The sequence below is a fragment of the Cryobacterium sp. TmT2-59 genome, from assembly GCF_004403545.1.
Taxonomy (GTDB): Bacteria; Actinomycetota; Actinomycetes; order Actinomycetales; family Microbacteriaceae; genus Cryobacterium; species Cryobacterium shii.
The window spans coordinates 11,710-32,677 of the sequence record NZ_SOGM01000101.1; the positions used below are offsets into that span (position 1 = coordinate 11,710).

Annotated in this window: 15 protein-coding genes; 8 read left to right on the plus strand and 7 right to left on the minus strand. The window is 70.2% G+C overall.

Going from position 1 to position 20,968, the window contains the following annotated elements:
* Window positions 1-20: 20 nt before the first annotated feature.
* Both hrpA and E3T24_RS16425 read left to right on the plus strand, forming a co-directional pair.
* Window positions 21-3,908, plus strand: a complete 3,888-nt coding sequence (gene hrpA / locus E3T24_RS16420) for an ATP-dependent RNA helicase HrpA (protein ID WP_174235697.1) — start codon at window positions 21-23, stop codon at window positions 3,906-3,908.
* 29 nt (window positions 3,909-3,937) lie between these two features.
* Complete coding sequence (locus E3T24_RS16425) at window positions 3,938-4,948, plus strand: aldo/keto reductase family protein (RefSeq protein ID WP_134402230.1); 1,011 nt, start codon at window positions 3,938-3,940, stop codon at window positions 4,946-4,948.
* A 121-nt stretch (window positions 4,949-5,069) separates the two neighbouring features.
* Here the strand turns inward: E3T24_RS16425 and E3T24_RS16430 are convergent, their stop codons facing one another.
* The 4 genes from E3T24_RS16430 to E3T24_RS16445 all read right to left on the minus strand — a co-directional run bounded on the left by E3T24_RS16430 (window position 5,070) and on the right by E3T24_RS16445 (window position 8,877).
* A complete protein-coding gene (locus E3T24_RS16430; RefSeq protein ID WP_134366102.1) occupies window positions 5,070-5,822 on the minus strand; it encodes an amino acid ABC transporter ATP-binding protein in 753 nt (250 codons plus the stop codon).
* 62 nt (window positions 5,823-5,884) lie between these two features.
* On the minus strand, window positions 5,885-6,820 hold the full coding sequence (locus E3T24_RS16435) for an amino acid ABC transporter permease (protein WP_241975731.1): 936 nt from the start codon (window positions 6,818-6,820) through the stop codon (window positions 5,885-5,887).
* A 108-nt stretch (window positions 6,821-6,928) separates the two neighbouring features.
* A complete protein-coding gene (locus E3T24_RS16440; protein WP_134366088.1) occupies window positions 6,929-7,828 on the minus strand; it encodes an ABC transporter substrate-binding protein in 900 nt (299 codons plus the stop codon).
* Window positions 7,829-8,022: 194 nt separating this feature from the next.
* On the minus strand, window positions 8,023-8,877 hold the full coding sequence (locus tag E3T24_RS16445) for a sulfurtransferase (RefSeq protein ID WP_134366103.1): 855 nt from the start codon (window positions 8,875-8,877) through the stop codon (window positions 8,023-8,025).
* A gap of 63 nt (window positions 8,878-8,940) precedes the next feature.
* Here E3T24_RS16445 and E3T24_RS16450 point away from each other — a divergent pair, with 63 nt between their 5' ends.
* From E3T24_RS16450 to E3T24_RS16460, 3 genes are all read left to right on the plus strand, one after another.
* Entirely contained in the window at window positions 8,941-10,149 is a 1,209-nt protein-coding gene (locus E3T24_RS16450) for an MFS transporter (RefSeq protein ID WP_134366089.1), read from the plus strand.
* A 159-nt stretch (window positions 10,150-10,308) separates the two neighbouring features.
* A complete protein-coding gene (locus E3T24_RS16455; protein WP_134366090.1) occupies window positions 10,309-11,223 on the plus strand; it encodes a DUF559 domain-containing protein in 915 nt (304 codons plus the stop codon).
* A gap of 136 nt (window positions 11,224-11,359) precedes the next feature.
* The gene (locus tag E3T24_RS16460) at window positions 11,360-12,184 is read left to right on the plus strand and encodes an aldo/keto reductase (protein WP_134405156.1); all 825 of its coding nucleotides are present in this window, start codon (window positions 11,360-11,362) and stop codon (window positions 12,182-12,184) included.
* Window positions 12,185-12,252: 68 nt separating this feature from the next.
* Here E3T24_RS16460 and E3T24_RS16465 read toward each other — a convergent pair whose 3' ends face one another.
* Complete coding sequence (locus tag E3T24_RS16465; protein WP_134366092.1) at window positions 12,253-13,515, minus strand: helix-turn-helix domain-containing protein; 1,263 nt, start codon at window positions 13,513-13,515, stop codon at window positions 12,253-12,255.
* 233 nt (window positions 13,516-13,748) lie between these two features.
* Here E3T24_RS16465 and E3T24_RS16470 point away from each other — a divergent pair, with 233 nt between their 5' ends.
* The 3 genes from E3T24_RS16470 to E3T24_RS16480 all read left to right on the plus strand — a co-directional run bounded on the left by E3T24_RS16470 (window position 13,749) and on the right by E3T24_RS16480 (window position 18,981).
* On the plus strand, window positions 13,749-15,524 hold the full coding sequence (locus tag E3T24_RS16470; RefSeq protein WP_134434872.1) for an aldehyde dehydrogenase family protein: 1,776 nt from the start codon (window positions 13,749-13,751) through the stop codon (window positions 15,522-15,524).
* A gap of 89 nt (window positions 15,525-15,613) precedes the next feature.
* Window positions 15,614-17,254 (plus strand): AMP-binding protein, encoded by a 1,641-nt coding sequence (locus E3T24_RS16475; protein WP_198419689.1) that lies wholly within the window; start codon window positions 15,614-15,616, stop codon window positions 17,252-17,254.
* Window positions 17,251-18,981: a GMC family oxidoreductase N-terminal domain-containing protein gene (locus E3T24_RS16480; protein ID WP_241978727.1), complete on the plus strand. Its 1,731-nt coding sequence runs from the start codon at window positions 17,251-17,253 to the stop codon at window positions 18,979-18,981. The genes E3T24_RS16475 and E3T24_RS16480 overlap by 4 nt, the downstream gene beginning before the upstream one ends.
* Before the next feature lie 112 nt (window positions 18,982-19,093).
* On the opposite strand, the gene E3T24_RS16485 is transcribed toward E3T24_RS16480, so the two are convergent.
* The gene (locus E3T24_RS16485; protein ID WP_134366094.1) at window positions 19,094-20,080 is read right to left on the minus strand and encodes an aldo/keto reductase; all 987 of its coding nucleotides are present in this window, start codon (window positions 20,078-20,080) and stop codon (window positions 19,094-19,096) included.
* Window positions 20,081-20,089: 9 nt separating this feature from the next.
* The gene (locus E3T24_RS16490; RefSeq protein WP_134434874.1) at window positions 20,090-20,956 is read right to left on the minus strand and encodes an alpha/beta hydrolase; all 867 of its coding nucleotides are present in this window, start codon (window positions 20,954-20,956) and stop codon (window positions 20,090-20,092) included.
* Between the last annotated feature and the right edge of the window lie 12 nt (window positions 20,957-20,968).

Sequence of the window (20,968 nt, forward strand, 5' to 3'; positions counted from 1 at the left end):
GGTCATACGATGGAAGGCTCATGATCCCCGTCACTATCACCTTCCCGCCCGAGCTTCCGGTCAGCCAACGACGGGACGACATCGCGCGCGCCATCCGCGACAACCAGGTGGTCATCGTCGCCGGCGCGACGGGCTCCGGCAAGACCACCCAGCTGCCGAAGATCTGCCTGGAGCTGGGCCGGGAGAACATCGGGCACACCCAGCCGCGCCGCCTCGCCGCGCGCACGATCGCCGAGCGCATCGCCGAGGAGCTCGGTCAGGAGGTCGGCCAGACAATCGGTTACCAGGTGCGATTCACCGACCAGGTCGGCCCCGACACCCGGATCAAGCTGATGACCGACGGCATCCTGTTGAACGAGATGCACCGCGACCGGATGCTGCGCAAGTACGACACGATCATCATCGACGAGGCGCACGAGCGCAGCCTCAACATCGACTTCCTGCTCGGCTACCTGCGGCAGCTGCTGCCGCAGCGCCCCGACCTCAAGCTGATCATCACCTCGGCCACGATCGACCCGCAGAGCTTCGCGGAGCATTTCGCGGCGCCCGACGGCACGCCGGCCCCGATCATCGAGGTCTCCGGTCGCACCTTCCCGGTCGAACTCCGGTACCGCCCGCTCGTCGCCGAGGTCATGGACACGGACGACGACGAGACGACGGATGCCGCGCCCGGCGTCGACCGCGACTACATCGAGGGCATCTCGGCCGCGCTCGACGAGCTCGAGCGGGAGTCCAACGGGGACGTGCTCGTCTTCCTCAGCGGTGAGACCGAGATCCGTGACGCGGCGGACGCCCTGCAGGGCAAGTACGCCTCCTCGGGGCGCACCAGCCCCACCGAAATCCTGCCGCTCTACGGCCGGCTCTCCTCCGCCGACCAGCACCGGGTCTTCCAGCCGTCGACCGTGGCCGGAGTGCGGCGCCGGATCGTTCTCGCCACCAACGTGGCCGAGACCAGCCTGACCGTGCCCGGCATCCGTTACGTCATCGACGCCGGCACCGCCCGGATCAGCCGGTACAGCGTGCGCTCCAAGGTGCAGCGGCTGCCGATCGAGGCGATCTCGCAGGCGTCCGCGAACCAGCGGTCCGGCCGAAGCGGGCGCACCAGCGACGGCATCGCCATCCGGCTCTACTCCGAAGAGGACTTCGGCCGCCGGCCCGAATACACCGAGCCGGAGATCCTGCGCACGAACCTGGCCGCGGTCATCCTGCAGATGATCTCCCTCGGCCTCGGCGACATCGCCGCCTTCCCCTTCCTCACCCCGCCCGATTCCCGCGGCATCAAGGACGGCCTCGACCTGCTCGCCGAGCTCGGCGCCGTCGCGCCCGGCGCCGCGGGTCACGGCGCCGGCGGCAAGACCGAGAGCAAGCCCGGCATCTCCAAACTGACCCGGATCGGCCAGCAGCTCGCGAAACTCCCCATCGACCCGCGGTTCGGCCGGATGGTGATCGAGTCCAAGACTCAGGCCGTCAGCCGTGAGGTGATGGCGATCGTTTCCGGGCTCACCATTCAGGACCCGCGCGAGCGCCCGCTCGAGCGCCGCGCGCAGGCAGACCAGCAGCATGCCCGGTTCGCGGACCCCACCAGCGATTTCCTGAGCCTGCTGAACCTCTGGAACTACCTCGAGGCACAGCAGAAGGAGCTCGGCTCCAGCGCGTTCCGCCGCTTGTGCAAAAACGAGTTCCTCAACTATCTGCGCGTGCGCGAGTGGCAGGACGTCTACAAGCAGCTCCGCCAGATGGCCAAGCCCCTCGGCCTCCACATCGGCGACCCGACCGTGAACCCGGACGGCATCCACCGCGCCCTGCTGGCCGGCCTGCTCTCCCACATCGGGCTCAAGGACACCGCGAAGAAGGACTACATCGGCGCACGCCAGCAACGGTTCGTGATCTTCCCCGGCTCGGCGCTGGCGAAGAAGCAGCCGAACGCCGTGATGAGCGCCGAACTGGTCGAGACCAGCCGTCTGTTCGCCCGGATGAACGCCGTCGTCGACCCCGCCTGGGCCGAACCCCTGGCCGGGGAACTGTGCAAGCGCAGCTACTCCGAACCGCACTGGGAGAAGAAGCAGGGCGCCGTCGTCGCCTACGAGCGGGTCACCCTCTACGGGGTGCCGATCGTGCCCCGCCGCCGGATCCAGTTCTCCCGCGTCGACCCGGCCTACGCGCGGGACCTGTTCATCCGGCACGCCCTCGTCGAGGGCGAGTGGGACCTCGACCGGATCGACCAGAGGGTCACGGCCTTCGACCGCGCCAACACGAGCCTGCGCAAGGAGCTCGCCGAGCTCGAGGAACGCACCCGTCGCCGCGACATCCTCTTCGATGACGAGGCCGTCTTCGAGTTCTACCAGAAACGTATTCCGGCCGACGTATGCTCCACGCGCACCTTCGAGACCTGGTGGCGGCAGGCACGGATGCAGACGCCCGACCTGCTCACGATGACCGCAGACGCCCTCGTCCCCGAGGACGCCCCCGAGATCGATGAGGCCGTGTTCCCGCCGATCTGGCGGCAGGGCGACCAGAAGTTCAAGCTGAGTTACCGGTTCGAACCGGGCGAGGAAGACGACGGCGTGGCCGTGCAGATCCCCCTGTCCCTGCTCGCGCGGCTCTCCCCCGCCGGGTTCGACTGGCAGGTGCCCGGCCTCCGCGCCGACCTGGTCACGGCCCTGATCAAGTCACTGCCGAAGAGCATCCGGCGCAACGTGGTACCCGCCGCCGACTGGGCCAGGCGGCTGCTGAACGAGCTGCCCCCCGCGCCGGGCGAGGTCGGCACCGGCGCGGTCGGCGGCTCGATGTTCGACCCGGTCGACACCCCCTTCGCCGAGACCCTGGCCGCGCTGATCCAGAAGCTCACCTACGTGCCGGTGAGCGTGCACGACTTCGAACTGACCCGGGTGCCGGCCCACCTCCGCATGACGTTCCGGGTGGTCGACGAACGCGGGCGCGCGATCGCCTCCGGCAAGGACCTGGCCGACCTGCAGCGCCGGCTCGGCAATCAGGCCCGCGAGAGCGTCGCCGCGGCATCTGCTGCCACCCCCACCAACGCGATCGAGCGCTCCGGGCTCACCACCTGGGAATTCCCCGAGCTGCCCCGATTCCTCGACACCCGGCAGGGCGACAACACCATCCGCGGCTACCCGACCCTGGTCGACGAGGGCACGTCGGTGGCCATCCGGATGATGAGCACCGAAGCCGAGCAGGCCCGCACTCTGCCGGGCGGGGTGCGCCGCCTGCTCCTGCTGGCCACGCCCTCCCCCGTCGCATACGTGCAGCAGCACCTGACCGGGGCCGAGAAACTCTCCCTCGCCACCAGCCCGTACCGCACCACCCAGGCCCTGTTCGACGACTGCCTCGCGGCGAGCGTCGACGACGTGCTGTTCCGGGTGAAACCGGACGGCCAGGTGTTCATGCGCGCCGAGTTCGACACCATCCGCGACCGCGTATCCGGCGTGGTGATGGACTCCATGTTCGATACCGTCGGCCTCGTCGCCCGCATCCTCGCCGCCGCCCGCGCCGCCGACAAGGCCCTGAAGGCGTCCACCAGCATGGCCCTGCTACCGGCCCTGACGGATGCCCGCGCGCAGCTCGCCGGGCTCGTCTACCCCGGTTTCGTAAGTGCCACCGGGCTCGTGCAGCTGCGGCACCTGCCGCGCTATCTGGCCGGCATCACCGCCCGGATCGTGAAGCTGGGCGACAACCCCAGCCGCGACCGGGTCTGGATGAACGAGAGCCAGGCCGCCACGGCCCGGTTCGAAGACGCCGGCGGAAAGATCCCCCTGCAGGCGAGTGCCGCCGCCAACCTGGTGCGCGCGCGCTGGCTGATCGAGGAGCTGCGGATCAGCCTCTTCGCCCAGGAGCTCAAGGCCGCCGAACCCGTCTCGCTGCAGCGCATCCACAAGGCCCTGACCGGTTAGAACCGCGCGCAGCCACCTAGGCTGAAAGCATGGAATTCCGCTACCTCGGCTCTTCGGGCCTGAAAATCTCCGAAATCACCTACGGCAACTGGCTCACCCACGGTTCCCAGGTCGAAAACGACGTCGCCACGCAGTGCGTGCACACCGCGCTCGACGAGGGCATCACCAGCTTCGACACGGCCGACGCCTACGCCAACACCCAGGCGGAGTCCGTGCTCGGCGCCGCCCTCAAGGGCCAGCGCCGCGAGAGCATCGAGATCTTCACCAAGGTCTACTGGCCCACCGGGCCGCGCGGCCACAACGACGTCGGGCTCTCCCGCAAGCACATCATGGAGTCCGTCAACGGGTCGCTCCGCCGCCTGCAGACCGACTACGTCGACCTGTACCAGGCTCACCGCTACGACACCGAGACCCCGCTGGAAGAGACGATGCAGGCCTTCGCCGACATCGTGAGGCAGGGCAAGGCGCTCTACATCGGTGTGAGCGAGTGGACGGCCGCGCAGCTGCGCGCCGGCCACACCCTCTCCAAGGAGCTTGGCTTCAGCCTCATCTCCAGCCAGCCGCAGTACTCCATGCTCTGGCGCGTGATCGAGGACGAGGTTGTGCCGACCTCCCGCAAACTCGGGATCGGCCAGATCGTCTGGTCCCCCGTCGCCCAGGGCGTGCTCACCGGCAAGTACAAGCCCGGTCAGGCCCCGCCAGCCGGCTCGCGCGCGACCGACCTCAAGGGCGGCGCGGACATGATCAGCCGATTCATGAACGACGACGTGCTCACCCGGGTGCAGAAGCTCAAGCCGATCGCGGACGACCTGAATCTGTCGATGGCGCAGCTGGCCGTCGCCTGGGTGCTGCAGAACGACAATGTCTCGGCCGCCCTGGTCGGCGCCTCGCGGCCCGAGCAGGTGCGTGAGAACGTCAAGGCAGCGGGCGTGACGATCCCGGCCGAGAGCATGCGTCAGATCGACAAGGTGCTCGGCAAAGTCGTGGAGCACGACGCCGCGATGACCTCGGCCACCGCGCCGCAGAGCCGCCCGGCGTAATCCCCGGGCCGCTCAGCCCCACGGCGCGGCCCGCCGGCCCCACGAAAATCGCCGTTCGCGCCGAGAGTTCCCGCACCAGCGGGCATTCTCGGCGCGAACGGCGATCGTGAGTCGCGAGGGGCTAAAGCACCTTCGACAGGAACGCCTGCGTGCGGCGGTGCTGCGGGTTCGTCAGGATCTCGTCCGGGTCGCCCGCTTCGACGACGACGCCGCCGTCCATGAAGACGAGCGAGTCGGCGACCTCCTTGGCGAAGCCCATCTCGTGGGTGACCACGATCATGGTCATCCCCGACTTGGCCAGACCCTTCATTACGTCGAGCACCTCGCCGACGAGTTCGGGGTCGAGTGCGCTGGTCGGCTCGTCGAAGAGCATCAACTTGGGCTCCATCGCGAGCGCACGGGCGATCGCCACGCGCTGCTGCTGGCCGCCGGACAGGTGCGCAGGGTAGTACTCGGCCCGTTCCGCCAGGCCGACCCGCGCCAGGAGGGCACGCGCCGTCTGCTCGACCTGCGCCTTCGGCAGGCCCTTCACCCGGATCGGGGCTTCCATCACGTTCTGCAACGCCGTCATGTGCGGGAACAGGTTGAACCGCTGGAACACCATTCCGATGTCCCTGCGCTGCCTCGCCGCTTCCTTGGGCGCCATCTCATACAGCTTGCCGTTCGCCTCCCGGTAGCCGATCAGCTCGCCGTCGACGCTGAGCCGGCCGGCGGAGAGCACCTCCAGATGGTTGATGCAGCGCAGGAACGTGGACTTGCCGGAACCGCTGGGCCCGACCAGGCACATCACCTCGCCGCGCTTGACCTCGAGGGAGATGCTCTTGAGCACCTCATTCGAGCCGAAGCTCTTCGAGACCTGCTCGGCGAGCACCATGGGTGGCGCCGTGGCAACGGATGCCGCGGCCGGCGTGTTCCGGGCGCTCGGGTTCATGTCGCTCACGACTGACCTCCGGGGTTGGTGGGCGGCGTGGTCTTCGGTTTGATCGTCGGCGGCACGATCACGGTCGGCTGGCCGGAGCCGACGACCGGGACGACGCCGGTGACGACGCCCGTTCCGGTTCCGAGGTCCTTCTTGTCGTCCTGGCGGTCGCCGACCCCGCGGGCGAACCGCTTCTCGAGGAAGTACTGGCCGACCATCAGGATGGAGGTGAAGAACAGGTACCAGATCGACGCCACGATCAACAGCGGGATCGGGTTGAACGTCTCCGCGGAGATGTCCCGCGACCGGGTGAACAGTTCGAAGCTGAACGGCACGGCCGTCACGAGCGACGTCGTCTTGAGCATCGAGATCACCTCGTTGCCGGTGGGCGGGATGATCACCCGCATCGACTGCGGCAGGATCACCCGGGTCATGGTCTGCGACCAGCTCATTCCGAGCGCGGTCGCAGCCTCTTCCTGGCCCGGGTCGACCGCGAGCAGGCCTGCCCGCACGATCTCAGCCATGTAGGCCGCCTCGTTCAGGGCCAGGCCGATGATCGCAATCGTGAATGTGCTCAGCGCCGCGTTGGTCGAGAACGAGACCCAGGGGTCCATGAACGGGATGCCGATGTCGATGGTGGAGTAGATCAGGGAGATCAGGCCCCAGATGGTCAGCTGCACGTAGACCGGGGTGCCGCGGAAGACCCAGAGGTAGAACCAGGCCAGGCTCTTGACCACCGGGTTGGGCGAGAGGCGCATCACGGCCAGGATCACACCGAGGATGATCGCGATCACCATCGAGTAGACCGTGAGTTGCAGGGTAACGACGGCCGCCTGCGAAATGCGCCGGTCGAACAGGTACGTTCCGACCGCCGGCCAGTCGTAGGCGGGGCGGAACGCGGCGTCGACGAGCACGGAGACGAAGACCAGCACCAGCAGGATGGCGAAGACCATCCGCCACGGGTGGCGCAGCTTGATCGCCTTGATCGGAACCGAATGAGCCGGCTCGGTCGGCGGGAGGGTTGCCCCGCCGGTCGGCTTCGGGTTTGTGGTGCTCATGAATTATCCGTTCGCTGCCGCATTGATCGTGATGGTGTCGATCGCCCCGTCGGCCACGCCCCACTTGTCCAGAATCCCACTGTACGTGCCGTCATCCACCATGGACTGCAGCGCGGCCTGCACGGCCTGAGCCAACTTGGAGTCTTTGGCGACCACGATGCCGTAGGGCGCCACGTCGAAGGTCTCTCCGGCCTTCTGCAGCTTGCCCTTGGTCTGCTCGATGGCATACAGAGTGACGGGCGAGTCGGCGCTGAGGGCGTCGGCCTGGCCGAGAATGACCGCGTTGGTGGCGGCATCCTGGGTGTCGTACTTGAGCTTCTCGATCGGCGCCTTGCCGGCGGCGACGCAGGCGTCGCTCTTGGCGGGCACCTCGTCGGTGTCCTCGTATGTGGTGGCCTGCACGGCCACCTTCAGCCCGCAGGCGTTGTCGGGGTCGACATCCTTGCCCGTGGCCGAGGCCCACTGGATGCCGGCGGTGTAGTAGTTGACGAAGTCGACCTTCTTCTCGCGCTCGACGTTGTCGGTGAAGGAGGACACGCCGATGTCGGCCTTGCCGCCGGTGACGCTCGGGATGATGTTGTCGAACTTCGCGACCTGGAACTCCGTCTCCAGGCCGAGCTTCGCGGCGACGGCACTGGCGATCTCGATGCCCCAGCCGATCGGCTCGCCGGCCTCGTTCTTGAACTCGTTCGGCGCGTAGGTGGGGTCGGCGCCCACGACGAGCTTGCCCGTATCGGCGACGTTTGCCGGGACCAGCGCCGCCGCAGCGTCGTCGACCTTGACCTTGCCGGCTGTGGACCCGCCCGAGGATCCACCCGTGCTGGGTGTCGAATTATCGACGCAGCCGGTGAGCATGAGGGCCGTTACGGCGGCGAGGGCCGGGAGCAGGTATTTTGCGCGCATTGCGAAACCTTCTTCGTGGTTTGTCGGATGTTGCTGGTTCGTCTTTGAGCTCCGTGAACAGGATGCGACAGATGTGAGCATATAACAGGTCGCTCACGCGGATTCCGTGCGTAGATAACGTTTTGAGCCAGCCTTACCGAGCGTGGAAGACTCCCTGCGTCCCAGTATGGCAATCCGCGTGTTTCCGGCGGAATTCACGCCGCGGCGTGCGGATCCCCGGTCTCCACCGGGCGCCCGGGCAGGTTCGACCACTGCGACCAGGAGCCCGGGTACAGCGCGGGCACGAATCCGGCGATGGTCAGGGCGGCCGCCTCGTGGGCGGCCGTCACCCCCGAACCGCAGTAGACGCCCACGGTGCTTGCCAGCACAGTGCCGGCACGCACAGTGCCGGCATCACTCACGCCGAGGGCCTCGAACCGGGCGCGCAGTTCGGCCGCCGGCCGGAAAAATCCGTCGGCCGTGAGGTTGGCGGCCGTGGGCGCGCTGACCGCCCCGGGGATGTGACCGGCCCGAGGGTCGATCGGCTCCGTGTCACCGCGGTAGCGCTCCGCGGCGCGGGCGTCGAGGAGCACACCCGTGCGGGCCAGTCGGGCGGCGGCATCCGCGTCGAGCACGGGGAGTGAGCCGTACGACAGGGTGACCGTGCCGGCCGGTGCCGGCTCGTCGCCGGTGGCGAGCGGGAGGCCGGCGCGCCGCCAGGCGGCGAGCGCCCCGTCGAGCAGCAGCACCTCGCGCACGCCCGCGTGCCGCAGCAGCCACCAGGCGCGGGCGGCCGACATCCCGCCCAGGTCGTCGTAGACCACGACCGTGTCGGCGTCGGTCAGTCCCCAACGGCGGGCGGCGGCCTGCAGCGCGGCGATGCCCGGCAACGGATGCCGCCCGTCGGGCGGTTCGCCGTGGCCGGCCAGCTCGGTGTCGAGGTCGACGTAGACGGCGCCCGGGATGTGGCCGGCCCGGTACTCCCCGAGCCCGGGCGGGTCGCCCAGCTTCCAGCGCACATCCAGCACGCGGATGTCGCTTCGCTCCGACAGCTCCGTGGCCAGTTCCATGGCCGTGATCAGTGTTCGCACGCGCCCACGCTAACTCACCGGCCGCGGCCTAGACTTGAGTAAGTGAGCAGCTACTGGACCCTTCTGAAGACACCGGGCGTTGCTCGCGTCATCGCCGCCCAACTGACGGCCCGTTTCCCGTTCGGGATGCTGTCGCTGGCGTTCCTGATCCACATCGAGCAGGTCTACGACTCCTACGGCTCGGCCGGCCTCGTGCTCGGCGCCATGAGCATCGGCCAGGCCATCGCCGGACCGCTGACCAGCCGCCTGATGGGCCGCTGGGGCATGCGCCCGGTCATCCTGGCCACCCTGATCGTGTGCGCGAGCTCCATCGTGACGATGGCCCTGGTGACCCTGCCCATCTACGCATTGATGGCCATCGGCCTGGTCGCAGGGCTGTCCACGCCGCCGATCCAGCCGGCGGTGCGCACCATCTACCCGAAGATCGTCAACTCACGCCAGCTGACGCCGCTGTTCTCGCTCGACGCGTCGGCCCAGGAGATCATCTGGGTGCTGGGCCCGGTGATCGCCACCTTCGTGGCGATCCAGGTCAGCTCGGTGGCCGGCATCCTGCTCGCCGCCGTGTTCCTGGTCGGCGGCGGCGTCTGGTTCCTGGCGCTGCCCGAGGTGGGCCGCGTGCGCATCCCCCGCAGCCGCCGCAAGCTCGGCGTCGTGCTCAAGCGCCCGCCGGTGCTGCTGAGCACCATCGTCGGCTTCATGCTGGTCGCCGCCTGCGCCGCGGTCGAAGCCGGCGTCGTCGCCGCGTTCGGGCACGGCAGTTCGGACTCCGGCTGGGTGCTCGGCATCTTCGCGGCCGGATCGCTGATCGGCGGCCTCGCCCTCGGCCACGCCCCGATCGGGCCGTGGGCCCTCGCCGTACGGATGCTGATCGTCACCGTCGGCCTGAGCCTCGCCACCCTGGGACTGAGCTTCTGGTGGCTCGCCGCCACGCTGCTGCTCGCGGGCATCGGCATCGCCCCGGCGTTCGCCGTCTTGTTCGGGATCGTCTCCGCCAGCGTGAAGTTCAGCGACACCGCGGAAGCCTACGGCTGGGTCGGCACGGGCCAGCTGATGGGCGCCGCGATGGGCTCCGCGATCGCCGGGTTCATGATCGACCACAGCGGCGCCGGCGCGGCGATCCTGGTCGCGGCCGGTTTCGCGGCGCTCGGCACGCTCATCCCCGCGCTCGGCCGCCGCTGGCATCCCGACCTCCGCGGCCGCGACGCGAGCCCGATCCCCGACACCGCCCCCATCCAGGTGCAGGTCTCCTAGCCGCTCCCGGTCCCCGCCTCTTCGCCGAGCGGTGAGTTCGGCTCCTGTTTTTCGTGTTTTGAGGAGACTTCCTCACGGCTCGGCGGCGGGAGTGACCGGGTTTTGCGGGGCCTGTGGAGAGATCGAGCGGGCGGATGCCGCGTGGGACATCCTCGAGGCATGTCGCCGCACAGCCCGCTGCCGCCCGAATTCGGGGATGAACCGTTCCTGGTCGGCCGGGCGCTCGACCTGGGCGTGGGAAAGAACCGCCTCGGGGGCCGCGATCTCGCCAGGCCGTTCCGCGGCGTGCGCGTGGCCGGTGCCCCTCCGGCGTCGATCAGCGAGTTGTGCCGCGCCTACACGGCCCGGATGCCGCCCACCCACGTGTTCAGCCACGTCACCGCGGCAACGCTGCACGGCCTGCCTCTGCCGCATTGGGCGCTCGCCGATTGCCGCCTGCACGTCACCGTGCCGGCCGCGCACCGGTCGCCGCAGATGGCCGGGGTCGTCGGGCACGAGCTGTGCGAGCGCCTGATGGATGTCGAGCTGATCGACGGGCTTCCGCTCACGACCCCGCGGCAGACCTGGATCGACCTCGGCCCGGTGCTGGATCGCGGGTCTCTGATCGCCGTCGCCGATTTTCTGTGCGCGGGGCAGCATCCGCGATACACGCCCGGGGAACTGCGCGCCGCCGTCGCAGGCCTGGCCGGGCGCCGGGGCATCCGTGGTCTGCGCGAAGCGGCCCTGTGCAGCCGCGCGCGGGTCGATTCGGCCAAGGAAACCGAGACCCGCCTCCTGCTCCTGGACTCCGGGGTGCCCGAACCGGTCGTGAATTTCGAGGTGACGGATACCGCCGGATGCTTCGTGGCCCGGGTCGACCTCGCCTGGCCGGCCTGGCGGGTCTGCGTGGAGTACGAAGGCGAGCAGCACCGCACCGACCGCAGCCGGTTTCGCTCCGACATCACCCGCCGGGAGCGGCTGGAGGATCTGGGCTGGCGGGTCATCCGCATCACCGACGACGACCTGATGCACGGCGGCCGGGAGTTCCTCCGCCGGGTACGCGTCGCCCTCGCCGCGCGCGGCTGCCTCTTCTGAGCACCGATTTCTTCGCCGAGCCGTGAGCATCGCCCCCGTTTTCGCTGAAAAGTGGGGCGATGCTCACGGCTCGGCGGAATATGCAGGCCCGTCGGGTGGCGCATCTGACGCGCGGCCGGAGGGGCAGGATAGGGGGATGACGTTCTCACCTCTGCTGCGACTCAACGACGGACACCTCATCCCCCAGCTGGGCCTGGGCGTGTACAAGATCGCGGATGCCGCGGCCGCCGACGCCGTGCAGGTCGCCCTCGAGGCGGGCTACCGCCACATCGACACGGCAGCGCTCTACGAGAACGAGACCGGGGTCGGCCAGGGCATCGCGCGCTCCGGCCTGCCTCGGGAGGACGTCTTCGTCACGACCAAGGTCTGGAACGACCGTCACGGCACGGAGGAGACCCTGCGTGCCTTCGACGAGAGCCTGGCCAGGCTCGGCCTGGACTACGTCGACCTGTACCTGATCCACTGGCCCGCGCCCCGCCAGAACCGGTACGTCGAGGCCTACCGCGCGCTCGAGACGCTGCGCGCCGACGGCCGGGCCCGCTCGATCGGGGTGTCCAACTTCCACACCCACCACCTGGACCGCCTGCTGGCCGAGACGGATGTCGTTCCGGCCATCAATCAGGTGGAGCTGCACCCGTGGCTTCAGCAGTCCGCCGTGCGCGCGTACGACACGGCCCGCGGCATCCTGACCGAGGCGTGGTCGCCGCTGGCCCGCGGCCGCGCGATCGGGGACGAGACCCTCGACGGCATCGGCGCCAAATACGGCAAGTCGGCCGCGCAGGTCGTCATCCGCTGGCACCTCGAGCTGGGCACGGTCGTGATCCCGAAGTCGGTGACGCCGTCACGCATCCGGGAGAACCTGGACGTGTTCGACTTCGCCCTCGACCCGCAGGATCTGGCCGCCATCGCCGCCCTCGACTGCGGCGAGCGCACCGGCAAAGACCCCGACGACCTCGACTGAACCGTCAGCACCGGGCCGTCAGCACCGGGCCAACGACCTCGACTGACCGCGGAGACTGAGCTGGGGTCTCAGCCCGCGAGCCGCACCGCCCGGAGGGCCGCGTAGAGTTCCGCCGCCTCGATCGGCCGCGCCGTCGAACGGCCGGTCAGCTCCTCGACCCGGCCGAGCCGGTAGAGCACGGTATTGCGGTGGCAGTGCAGCCCACGGCCGGTCTCGGCCGTTGAGCCGTCGGCCGCGAACCACGCCTCGAGCGTGGCCAGCAGCAGGTCGGCATCGTGGGCGGCGAGCAGATCGCCGAACACGCACTGCTGCAGCTCGGCCGCGTAGTCCGGCTGCGTGACCAGCAGCAGGTCGAGCGGGGCGGCACCGTAGGCGTGCGCGCCGACGCCCGCCGGCGGCAGGCAGCCGACCGCCAGCCGGGCCTGGCGCAGGGCGTCCGGCGCCCCGCCGATCCCGGTGAACGGGCGACTGACGCCCACCCGGGTGGTCGCCGCGGCATCAAGGATGGCCAGCCCCGTCGCCGCGCCCGCCTCCGGCGAAGCACTGAGGATGCCCACCTGGTCACCCTGCAGCGCCGTCCACGCCGATGCCAGTCCGGCCGCCCGGAGGGTCTGCACGATGCCCGGCAGGGACGCCTCGCCCGTGCCGCTCAGCTCGGCGGCCACCAGAACGAATGTGCCGTGCTCCGGCAGCCCGAGCGTGCGCAGGGCCCGGCCCGCGTCGGCGGGCGGCGCGCTGCCGTCGAGCAGGCTCAGCAACATCAGGCTCCTGGCCTGGCGGTTGCGGCGCTCCTGCGCGTCGACCACCTGCCGATAGGCCTCGGCGGCCGCACTCGAGAAGGTGTCGATCATGCCCCACACCTCCGACGAGACCAGCAGCAGGGCCTCAAAGCGCTGCGAGGCCACGGACCGTCTGACCAGCTCCTCCCAGATCTGCAGGCCGGCCAGCCGGTAGGCGTGCAGCAGGCTCGCCATCGGGATGCCATGCTCCGCCTTCACCTGTCCAGCCCGCCGCGGCGCGTCCAGGATCGACAAACCGGTTGTCACGCCGGTCTCGAGATCGATTGCCCCGTCGGTTGCCGCGCCGGTTGCCAGGCCGGGTGCCAGGCCGGGTGCTTCGCCCGCCTGCAGGGCCCGGATCAGAGCCGTGATGTTCTCGCTGACCACGGACCGGAGCAACTCGAACGGCAGCAGGCTGCTGTCCGAGTAGGCCTGTTCGGCGCCGACGATCTGGGCGCACACGGCATCCGTGAGCGTGTCGGCCGCGTCGAGCAGACCGGTGAAGAGTTCTGCCGTATCGGTGCCGGGGAGGGTTGCCTGCTGGTCAGTCATCCCTGAATCCTAGAGCGGGCAACCGGCACTTTTGTGCCGCCGCACAAGGATGCGCCCCGAACTGGCGGCGACCGCCTATGGCGCGCAGCATCGCCGCCCTACAGAGTTGACCCCAGCCAACCAGCGACGACCGTGTCCTGCGTGCTCGGGCAGACCCTGCCGGAGAACCGGACGCCCCGCCGACGGATTGTGCCGGAGACCAGTCCACCGTTCGTCACAGACCAGGGGAACCGATGACCACGACCGAGCCCATGCCCGTACCAGCACCCGCTACAACCGCACCCGCACACGCCACCACCACGGCCGCCGCCGCCGCCGAGATGTTCGCCCGGGCCGACCGGATGATCGCCGAGCTGGCCGCCGGGGAGCAGCGCTGGGCGCAGACGACCCTGCCCCAGCGGGTGGCGCTGCTCGCCGAGGTGCACGCCGCGGTCGCCGCGCAGGCCGAAGCCTGGGCCACCACCGCCAGTCGCATCAAGGGCCTCGACGCCGACTCCCCGCTCGGGGGCGAGGAATGGATCTCCGGCCCGTACCCGCTGCTCACGGCCGCCGCGACCCTGCAGCAGAGCCTGACCCGCATCAGCCGGGGCACGAGTCCGCTCGCCGGAGCCCGGTTCGGCCGCGCTCCCGGCGGCCGGGTCACCGTGCGGGTCCTCCCGCACACGGCGCACGAGGCGCTGCTGCTGCACGGGTTCACGGCCGAGGTTTGGATGCCGCCGGGCGTCACCGCCGACACCGTGCGTTCCCGGGCCGGTCTGGCCGAACTGCATCCCGAACGCACCGGTGGCATCGGGCTCGTGCTCGGGGCCGGCAACATCACCTCGATCCCGCCGTTGGACGTGCTCTACGAGCTGGTCGCCCACAACCGGGTGGTACTGCTGAAACTGAACCCCGTGCTCGAGGCCATGCTCCCCGTCTACCAGGCGGCCCTCGCGCCCCTGATCGAGCACGGCGTGCTGCGGATCCTGACCGGCGACGGCATCCTGGGCGGCTACCTGGCCCACCACCCGGGGATCGTGCACGTGCACATCACGGGCAGCGCCGCCACCCACGACGTCGTCGTCTACGGCGCCGGGCCGGCCGGCGCCGAGCGGCGGGCCGGGGGGTCTCCGCTCCTCGCCAAGCCCATCACCAGCGAACTCGGCGGAGTCGCCCCCATCATCGTTCTGCCCGGCAACTGGAGCCGCAGGGACCTGCGCTACCAGGCGGAGCATGTCGCCACCCAGCGGCTGCACAACGGGGGCTACAACTGCATCGCCGGGCAGGTCGTCGTCCTCAGCCGAGACTGGGCGCAGAAGGACGCGTTCCTGGTCGAGCTGCGGGCCGCGATCGGCCGCACCCCGGCCCGCCCGGCCTGGTACCCCGGCAGCGACGGCCGCGTCGCCAAGGCCGCCGCCGCCTACCCGGGCGCCGAGCGCCTCGGCGACGGCGGGCGTCTCCTCGTCGTCGTCGGCGCCGGAGACCCGTCGGCCATCACCGCGACCGAGACCTTCTCCCCCGTGCTCGGCGTGATCGAGCTCCCCGGAACCGGGGCCGAGTTCCTGCACGCAGCCGTCGAGACCGTCAACCGGGACTTCCTCGGCACCCTCGGCGCCAATATCATCGCGGAACCGCGCACGATCAAGAGCCTCGGCGCCGGATTCCGGGAGGCCGTGGCCCGGCTCCGCTACGGCACCATCGCCATCAACACCTGGACCGGCCTCGGGTTCCTCACCGCCGCCGCACCCTGGGGAGCCTACCCGGGGCACACCATCGACGACGTGCAGAGCGGGATCGGAATCGTGCACAACGCCCTGCTGATCGATTCCCCCGAGCGCACGGTCGTGAGCGGCCCGTTCCGCCCGTTCCCGCACTCGGTGCTGCACGGCGAGTTCGCCCTGTTCCCGAAGCCGCCGTGGTTCGTCACCTCCCGCAGCGGTGCCGCGACCGGACGCCTCCTGTCCCGGTTCGCCGCGCATCCGTCCTGGCTGCGGATGCCCCGGGTCTTCGCCTCCGCCTTCCGCGCCTGAGCCCGCGCCGCACCCGCTGCCCCCGTCCCACCTGCCCCGCCCACCTGCACATTCGTTTCACCTGCCGCCCATCAAAGGAGATAGCCGTGGTGTTCACCAGTCCGATTCCTGAGGTCGAGATTCCCGACCTCAGCGTGTTCGAGTACCTGTTCGGCGGGATCCTCGAGGCGGACCTCGACCGGGTCGCCCTGATCGACGGCCCGTCCGGCGCCGAGACCAGCTACCGCGGGCTGCTGGCCCAGATCACCGGCGTCGCCGGGGCCCTCTCCGCCCGCGGCATCGTCGCCGGCGACGTCGTGGCACTTCACTCCCCCAATGTGCCCGCGTTCGCCGCCGTCTTCCACGGCATCCTGCGCGCCGGCGCCACGGCCACCACCGTCAACGCGCTGTACACCGCCGAGGAGATCGCCGCCCAGCTGCGCGGTTCCGGGGCGCGGCTGCTGTTCACCGTCTCCCCGCTCCTACCGCAGGCGCTTCAGGCCGCCGCGAGTGCCGGACTCGGCGCCGACCAGGTGATCGTGCTCGACGGCGCGCCCGGCCACGCCTCGCTCAACGACCTGCTGCGGGAGGCACACCCGGCGCCGAGCGTCAGCATCGACCCGGGCACCCACCTGGCCGTGCTGCCGTTCTCCTCCGGCACCACCGGGCACCCCAAGGGGGTCATGCTCACCCACCGCAACCTGGTCGCGAACGTCGCCCAGTCCCTGCCCCTGATCGGCGCGACCCCCGACGACCGGGTGCTGGCCGTGCTGCCCTTCTTCCACATCTACGGCATGACGGTGCTGCTGAACATCGCGCTGGCCGGCCGGGCCGGCCTGGTCACGATGCCGCGGTTCGACCTGCCCGACTTCCTGCGCTTCATCCAGGACTACCAGGCCACCTACGTGTTCATCGCGCCGCCGATCGCGGTGGCCCTGGCGAAGCATCCGCTGGTCGCCGAGTACGACTTCTCAAGCGTGCACACCATCTTCTCCGGGGCCGCCTCACTGAACCACACCCTCGGCGCGGCCGTGGCCGAGCGGCTGGGCTGCCGGGTGCGGCAGGGCTACGGGATGAGCGAAATGAGCCCGGTCTCGCACGCCATCCCGCTGGACCGCGGCGACATCCCGCTGGACTCGGTGGGGCTGACCCTGCCGAACATCGAGTGCAAGCTGATCGACCCGGAGACCGGCGCCGAAATCCACCAGCCGGCCGAGGGCACGAGCGCGCCCGGCGAACTGCTCTGCCGGGGCCCGAACATCATGCTCGGCTACCTCGGCAACGACGCCGCCACCGCCGAGACCCTCGACGCCGACGGTTTCCTGCACACCGGCGACATCGCCACGGTCAGTTCCGACGGCTACGTCACGATCGTCGACCGGCTCAAGGAGCTGATCAAGTACAAGGGCTACCAGGTGGCCCCGGCCGAGCTCGAGGCGCTGCTGCTCGGGCATCCGTTGATCTACGACGCGGCGGTGATCGGCGTGCCGGACGACGCGGGCGAAGAGGTGCCGAAGGCGTTCGTCGTGCTCCAGCCGGATGCCGCGCTCACCGGCGACGAGGTGATGGCGTTCATCGCCGGGCAGGTGGCGCCGCACAAGAAGGTGCGCCGGGTGCAGTTCACCGGTCAGATCCCGAAGTCTTTGTCGGGCAAGATCCTGCGGAAGGACCTGCGCGCCGCGGAAGCCCTGCTCGCCGAGGAAGCACTGTCCACGTCCGACGCCCAGGCCCTCGGGAAGGTGCTCCGGTGAGCCGCGTGAATTCGAACCGGGAGAACCCCGTCGCCGAGACGTTCGACTATGTGATCGTGGGGGCCGGCTCCTCCGGATCCGCCCTCGCCGAGCGCCTCAGCGCCGACGGCACCTCGTCGGTGCTGCTCCTGGAGGCCGGCCCGGTCGACCGGAAAGCGGAGATCCACATCCCCGCGGCCTTCTCCCAGCTGTTCCGCTCCGGCCTCGACTGGAACTACGACACCGTGCCGCAGCCCGCCCTCGGCGGCCGCAGCGTCTACTGGCCGCGCGGCAAGGTGCTCGGCGGTTCCTCGTCGATGAACGCCATGATGTGGGTGCGGGGTTTCGCCGCGGACTACGACCACTGGGGCGACGTCGCCGGGCCGGACTGGTCCTGGGCCTCGCTGCTGCCCTATTTCCGCCGGGTCGAGCGGGTCGCCGGGACGACGGATGCCGCGCACGGCCGCCGCGGTCCCGTGCGGGTGCAGCGGCAGCGCAGCTCGCGGTCCCACACCGGGGCCTTCCTCGCCGCCGCGGCCGAACTGGGCCTCACCGTCGAGGCCGCGAACGCCGCCCAGCCGGACGGGTTCAGCCAGACCATGGTCACCCAGCGCCGCGGCTCCCGGGTCAGCACCGCCGACGCCTACCTCAAACCCGCCCGGAAGCGGCGCAATCTCACGGTCCGCACCGGCGCGCACGCCACCCGGGTGCTGTTCGAGGGCACGCGCGCGATCGGGGTGGAGTACCTGCGCGGCGGCAGCCTGCGCCGGGTGCTGGCCCGCGAGGAGACCGTGCTCTCCGGCGGGGCCGTGAACACGCCCCAGCTGCTGATGCTCTCCGGCATCGGCGACGCCGACCAGCTGCGCCGGCACGGCATCGCGGTTCTCGCCCACGCACCGGAGGTCGGCGCGAACCTGCGCGACCACCTGCTCTCCGGCCTCGTCGCGGAGACCACCCGGGACACGCTCCTCACCGCGCAGAAGCCGGGTGAGATCGCGGCCTACCTGCTGCGCCGCCGGGGCATGCTCACCTCGAACGTGGCCGAGGCCTACGGCTTCATCCGCACCCGCCCCGATCTCACGCTGGCCGACATCGAGATCATCTTCGCCCCGGTCGCCTACGTCGGCGAGGGCCTCGTGCCCACGCCGGCCCACGGGCTGACCGTGGGCGCCATCCTGCTGCAGCCGAAGAGCCACGGGCGTGTCACGCTCGCCTCGGCCGACCCGCTCGAGAAGGCCCTGATCGACCCGCGCTACCTCAGCGACCCCGAGGGAGCCGACCGGGCCACGCTGCTGGCCGGGCTCTCCTGGTGCGAGCGGCTGCTGCAGGCGCCGGCACTGCACGCCGCCACGACCGGGCGGCTGATCATGCCCGTCGACAGCGCCGCGCTGAGCAGCGCCGACCGGCTGGCCCGGGCCCTCGACGACCACGCCCACACGCTGTACCACCCGGTCGGCACGGCCCGGATGGGCGCCGACCCGGCCTCGGTGGTGGACCCGGAGCTGCGCGTGCGCGGCGTCGACGGCCTCCGCGTCGCCGACGCGTCGATCATGCCGATGATCATCCGCGGTCACACCAATGCGCCCGCCATCGTGATCGGCGAGAAGGCGGCCGATCTCCTCCTCGCCGCCCGAGGCCGGTCTCGCCAGGCCTACCCCGCCCGCCGCGACGGCGCCCGCTCCGGTTCCAGTTCCAGTTCCAGTTCCGGTTCCAGTTCCAGTTCCAGTTCCAGTTTCGGTCAGGAGTAGCCGCAGCGACAGTGCCCGTTCCGGTCGAGAGTGACCGGCGGAACGGGCACTCTCGACCGGAAAGGTAACAGCGGCGAGGCTGCTTAGCCGGGGGCTGCTTAGCCGGGGCTGCTTACCAGCGCGGGTGGATCTGGTCGCGCAGCATCCGGTCGTAGATGTCCTGCACGCCCTCGTGGAACGCGAGGCTCAGCTCGGGGACCGAGCCGGCGGCGGCGTTGCCCTGCGCCTGTTGCACCGACCGGGCGCCGGGGATGACGGCGCTGACGCCGTCGATCTGGGCCACCCAGGCCAGCGCGGCCTGGGCCGGAGACAGGCCTTCGGGCACCAGGGCCGCGAACTCGGCCGCGGCCTTCAGGCCGGTCTCGTAGTCGACGCCCGAGAACGTCTCGCCCACGTCGAAGGCGCTGCCGTCCCGGTTGTAGTTGCGGTGGTCGTTGGCCGCGAACGTGGTCTCGCGGGTGTACTTGCCGGTGAGCAGGCCGCTCGCCAGCGGGACCCGGGCGATGATGCCGACGCCGGCGGCGCGCGCGGCGGGCACGACGGCATCCAGCGGCTTGAGCCGGAACGCGTTCAGAATGATCTGCACGGTGGCCAGTCCCGGCCGCTCGATCGCGGCGAGCGCCTGGTCGCAGGTCTCGACGCTGACCCCGTAGGCGGCGATCGCGCCCTCGGCGACGAGGGTGTCGAGGGCGTCGTAGACCAGATCGGACTCGACGACGTCGGTGGGCGGGCAGTGCAGCTGCACCAGGTGCAGGGTGTCCATCCCGAGGTTCGTGCGGGACCGGTCCGTCCAGGCCCGGAAGTTGGCCAGCGAGTAGTTCTCGGCCAGCTGGTCGACCCGGCGCCCCATCTTGGTGGCCACCGTGAGGGTGTCCTCGGCGCTGCTGCCGGCGAGGAAGCGCCCGATGATCTGCTCGCTGCGGCCGTCGCCGTAGACGTCGGCGGTGTCGAAGATCGTGACGCCCGCGTCGACGGATGCCGCGAGCACCGCGGTAGCGTCGGCCTCCGACACGTCACCCCAGTCCGCTCCCAGTTGCCAGGTGCCCAACCCGATCACGGAGACGGTTCGGCCGGTTCTTCCCAATGTGCGTGTGTCCATTCCCTCAGCCTAATCACCGGGGCCGGGACTGCGGACGGACGCGGCGGGCGCGGCCGGTTCCGACTGGTCGATCACCCCGACCAGCACCCGGGCCAGGCGCGGCCGGATGAGGTGGTCGTTGGCGTCGACGCGGTGCATGGTGACGTGGCGCATCCGTTCGATCACCGTCATGCTGCCCGCGGCGAGGAACGCGTCGAGGGTGCCGTAGACCACGTCTACGGGCAACTGAAGACTCGCGATGTCGCTGACCAGGGTCTGGTTCTCGATGCAGTTCTCCAGCGATTTCACGAACGGCGTCCAGTTGCGCTCGGTGAGTTCGAAGATGCCTCGGGGCAGGAGCCGGGTGATGATCGCCGCGTTGGCGAGGGTGAACTCCTTGTTCAGCCGGAGGAAATCATAGGCGCGCAGGTAGGCGCTCACCCTGGCCCGCACCCAGCGGTCACCGATCTCGGCCGGAGACAGGTACACCGGCGGCCCCACCAGCACCACCCGGGACACCCGGGTGCGGCGGGACGACCGGGTGCGGGGCAGCGCCGCGAAGCGGGCCACGATCAGGCTGCCAAGGGAATGTCCCACCAGCATGAAAGGCTCCCGCAGCTTCAGCGAGCGGATCGTGGCGGCGAGCGCGTCGACGTGGTCTTCGAGCCGGTACTCGCAGCCGTCGGGGGCCGGCGACTTCCCGAAGCCGAGGATGTCCAGAGCGATCACGCGGTGGCTCCGCACGAGCAGCGGCACCACTTCGCGGAACGTCTCCGACGACGACGCGATGCCGTGCACCAGGATCACGACCGGGCCGCTCCCCTCATCCGTCGCGACGTGCAGGAGCGGCGGGCGGCGGGATCGGAGCCGTTCGGTCAGGTCCGCCCACCAGGTCATGGTTCAAGTATG

Bases quoted from the DNA above. Each gene is read 5' to 3' on its own strand.
- hrpA (WP_174235697.1), top strand. From the start codon at position 21: ATGATCCCCGTCACTATCACCTTCCCGCCCGAGCTTCCGGTCAGCCAA.
- E3T24_RS16425 (WP_134402230.1), top strand. From the start codon at position 3,938: ATGGAATTCCGCTACCTCGGCTCTTCGGGCCTGAAAATCTCCGAAATC.
- E3T24_RS16430 (WP_134366102.1), bottom strand. From the start codon at position 5,822: ATGGTGCTCGCCGAGCAGGTCTCGAAGAGCTTCGGCTCGAATGAGGTG.
- E3T24_RS16435 (WP_241975731.1), bottom strand. From the start codon at position 6,820: ATGGTCTTCGCCATCCTGCTGGTGCTGGTCTTCGTCTCCGTGCTCGTC.
- E3T24_RS16440 (WP_134366088.1), bottom strand. From the start codon at position 7,828: ATGCGCGCAAAATACCTGCTCCCGGCCCTCGCCGCCGTAACGGCCCTC.
- E3T24_RS16445 (WP_134366103.1), bottom strand. From the start codon at position 8,877: ATGGAACTGGCCACGGAGCTGTCGGAGCGAAGCGACATCCGCGTGCTG.
- E3T24_RS16455 (WP_134366090.1), top strand. From the start codon at position 10,309: ATGTCGCCGCACAGCCCGCTGCCGCCCGAATTCGGGGATGAACCGTTC.
- E3T24_RS16460 (WP_134405156.1), top strand. From the start codon at position 11,360: ATGACGTTCTCACCTCTGCTGCGACTCAACGACGGACACCTCATCCCC.
- E3T24_RS16465 (WP_134366092.1), bottom strand. From the start codon at position 13,515: ATGACTGACCAGCAGGCAACCCTCCCCGGCACCGATACGGCAGAACTC.
- E3T24_RS16470 (WP_134434872.1), top strand. From the start codon at position 13,749: ATGACCACGACCGAGCCCATGCCCGTACCAGCACCCGCTACAACCGCA.
- E3T24_RS16485 (WP_134366094.1), bottom strand. From the start codon at position 20,080: ATGGACACACGCACATTGGGAAGAACCGGCCGAACCGTCTCCGTGATC.
- E3T24_RS16490 (WP_134434874.1), bottom strand. From the start codon at position 20,956: ATGACCTGGTGGGCGGACCTGACCGAACGGCTCCGATCCCGCCGCCCG.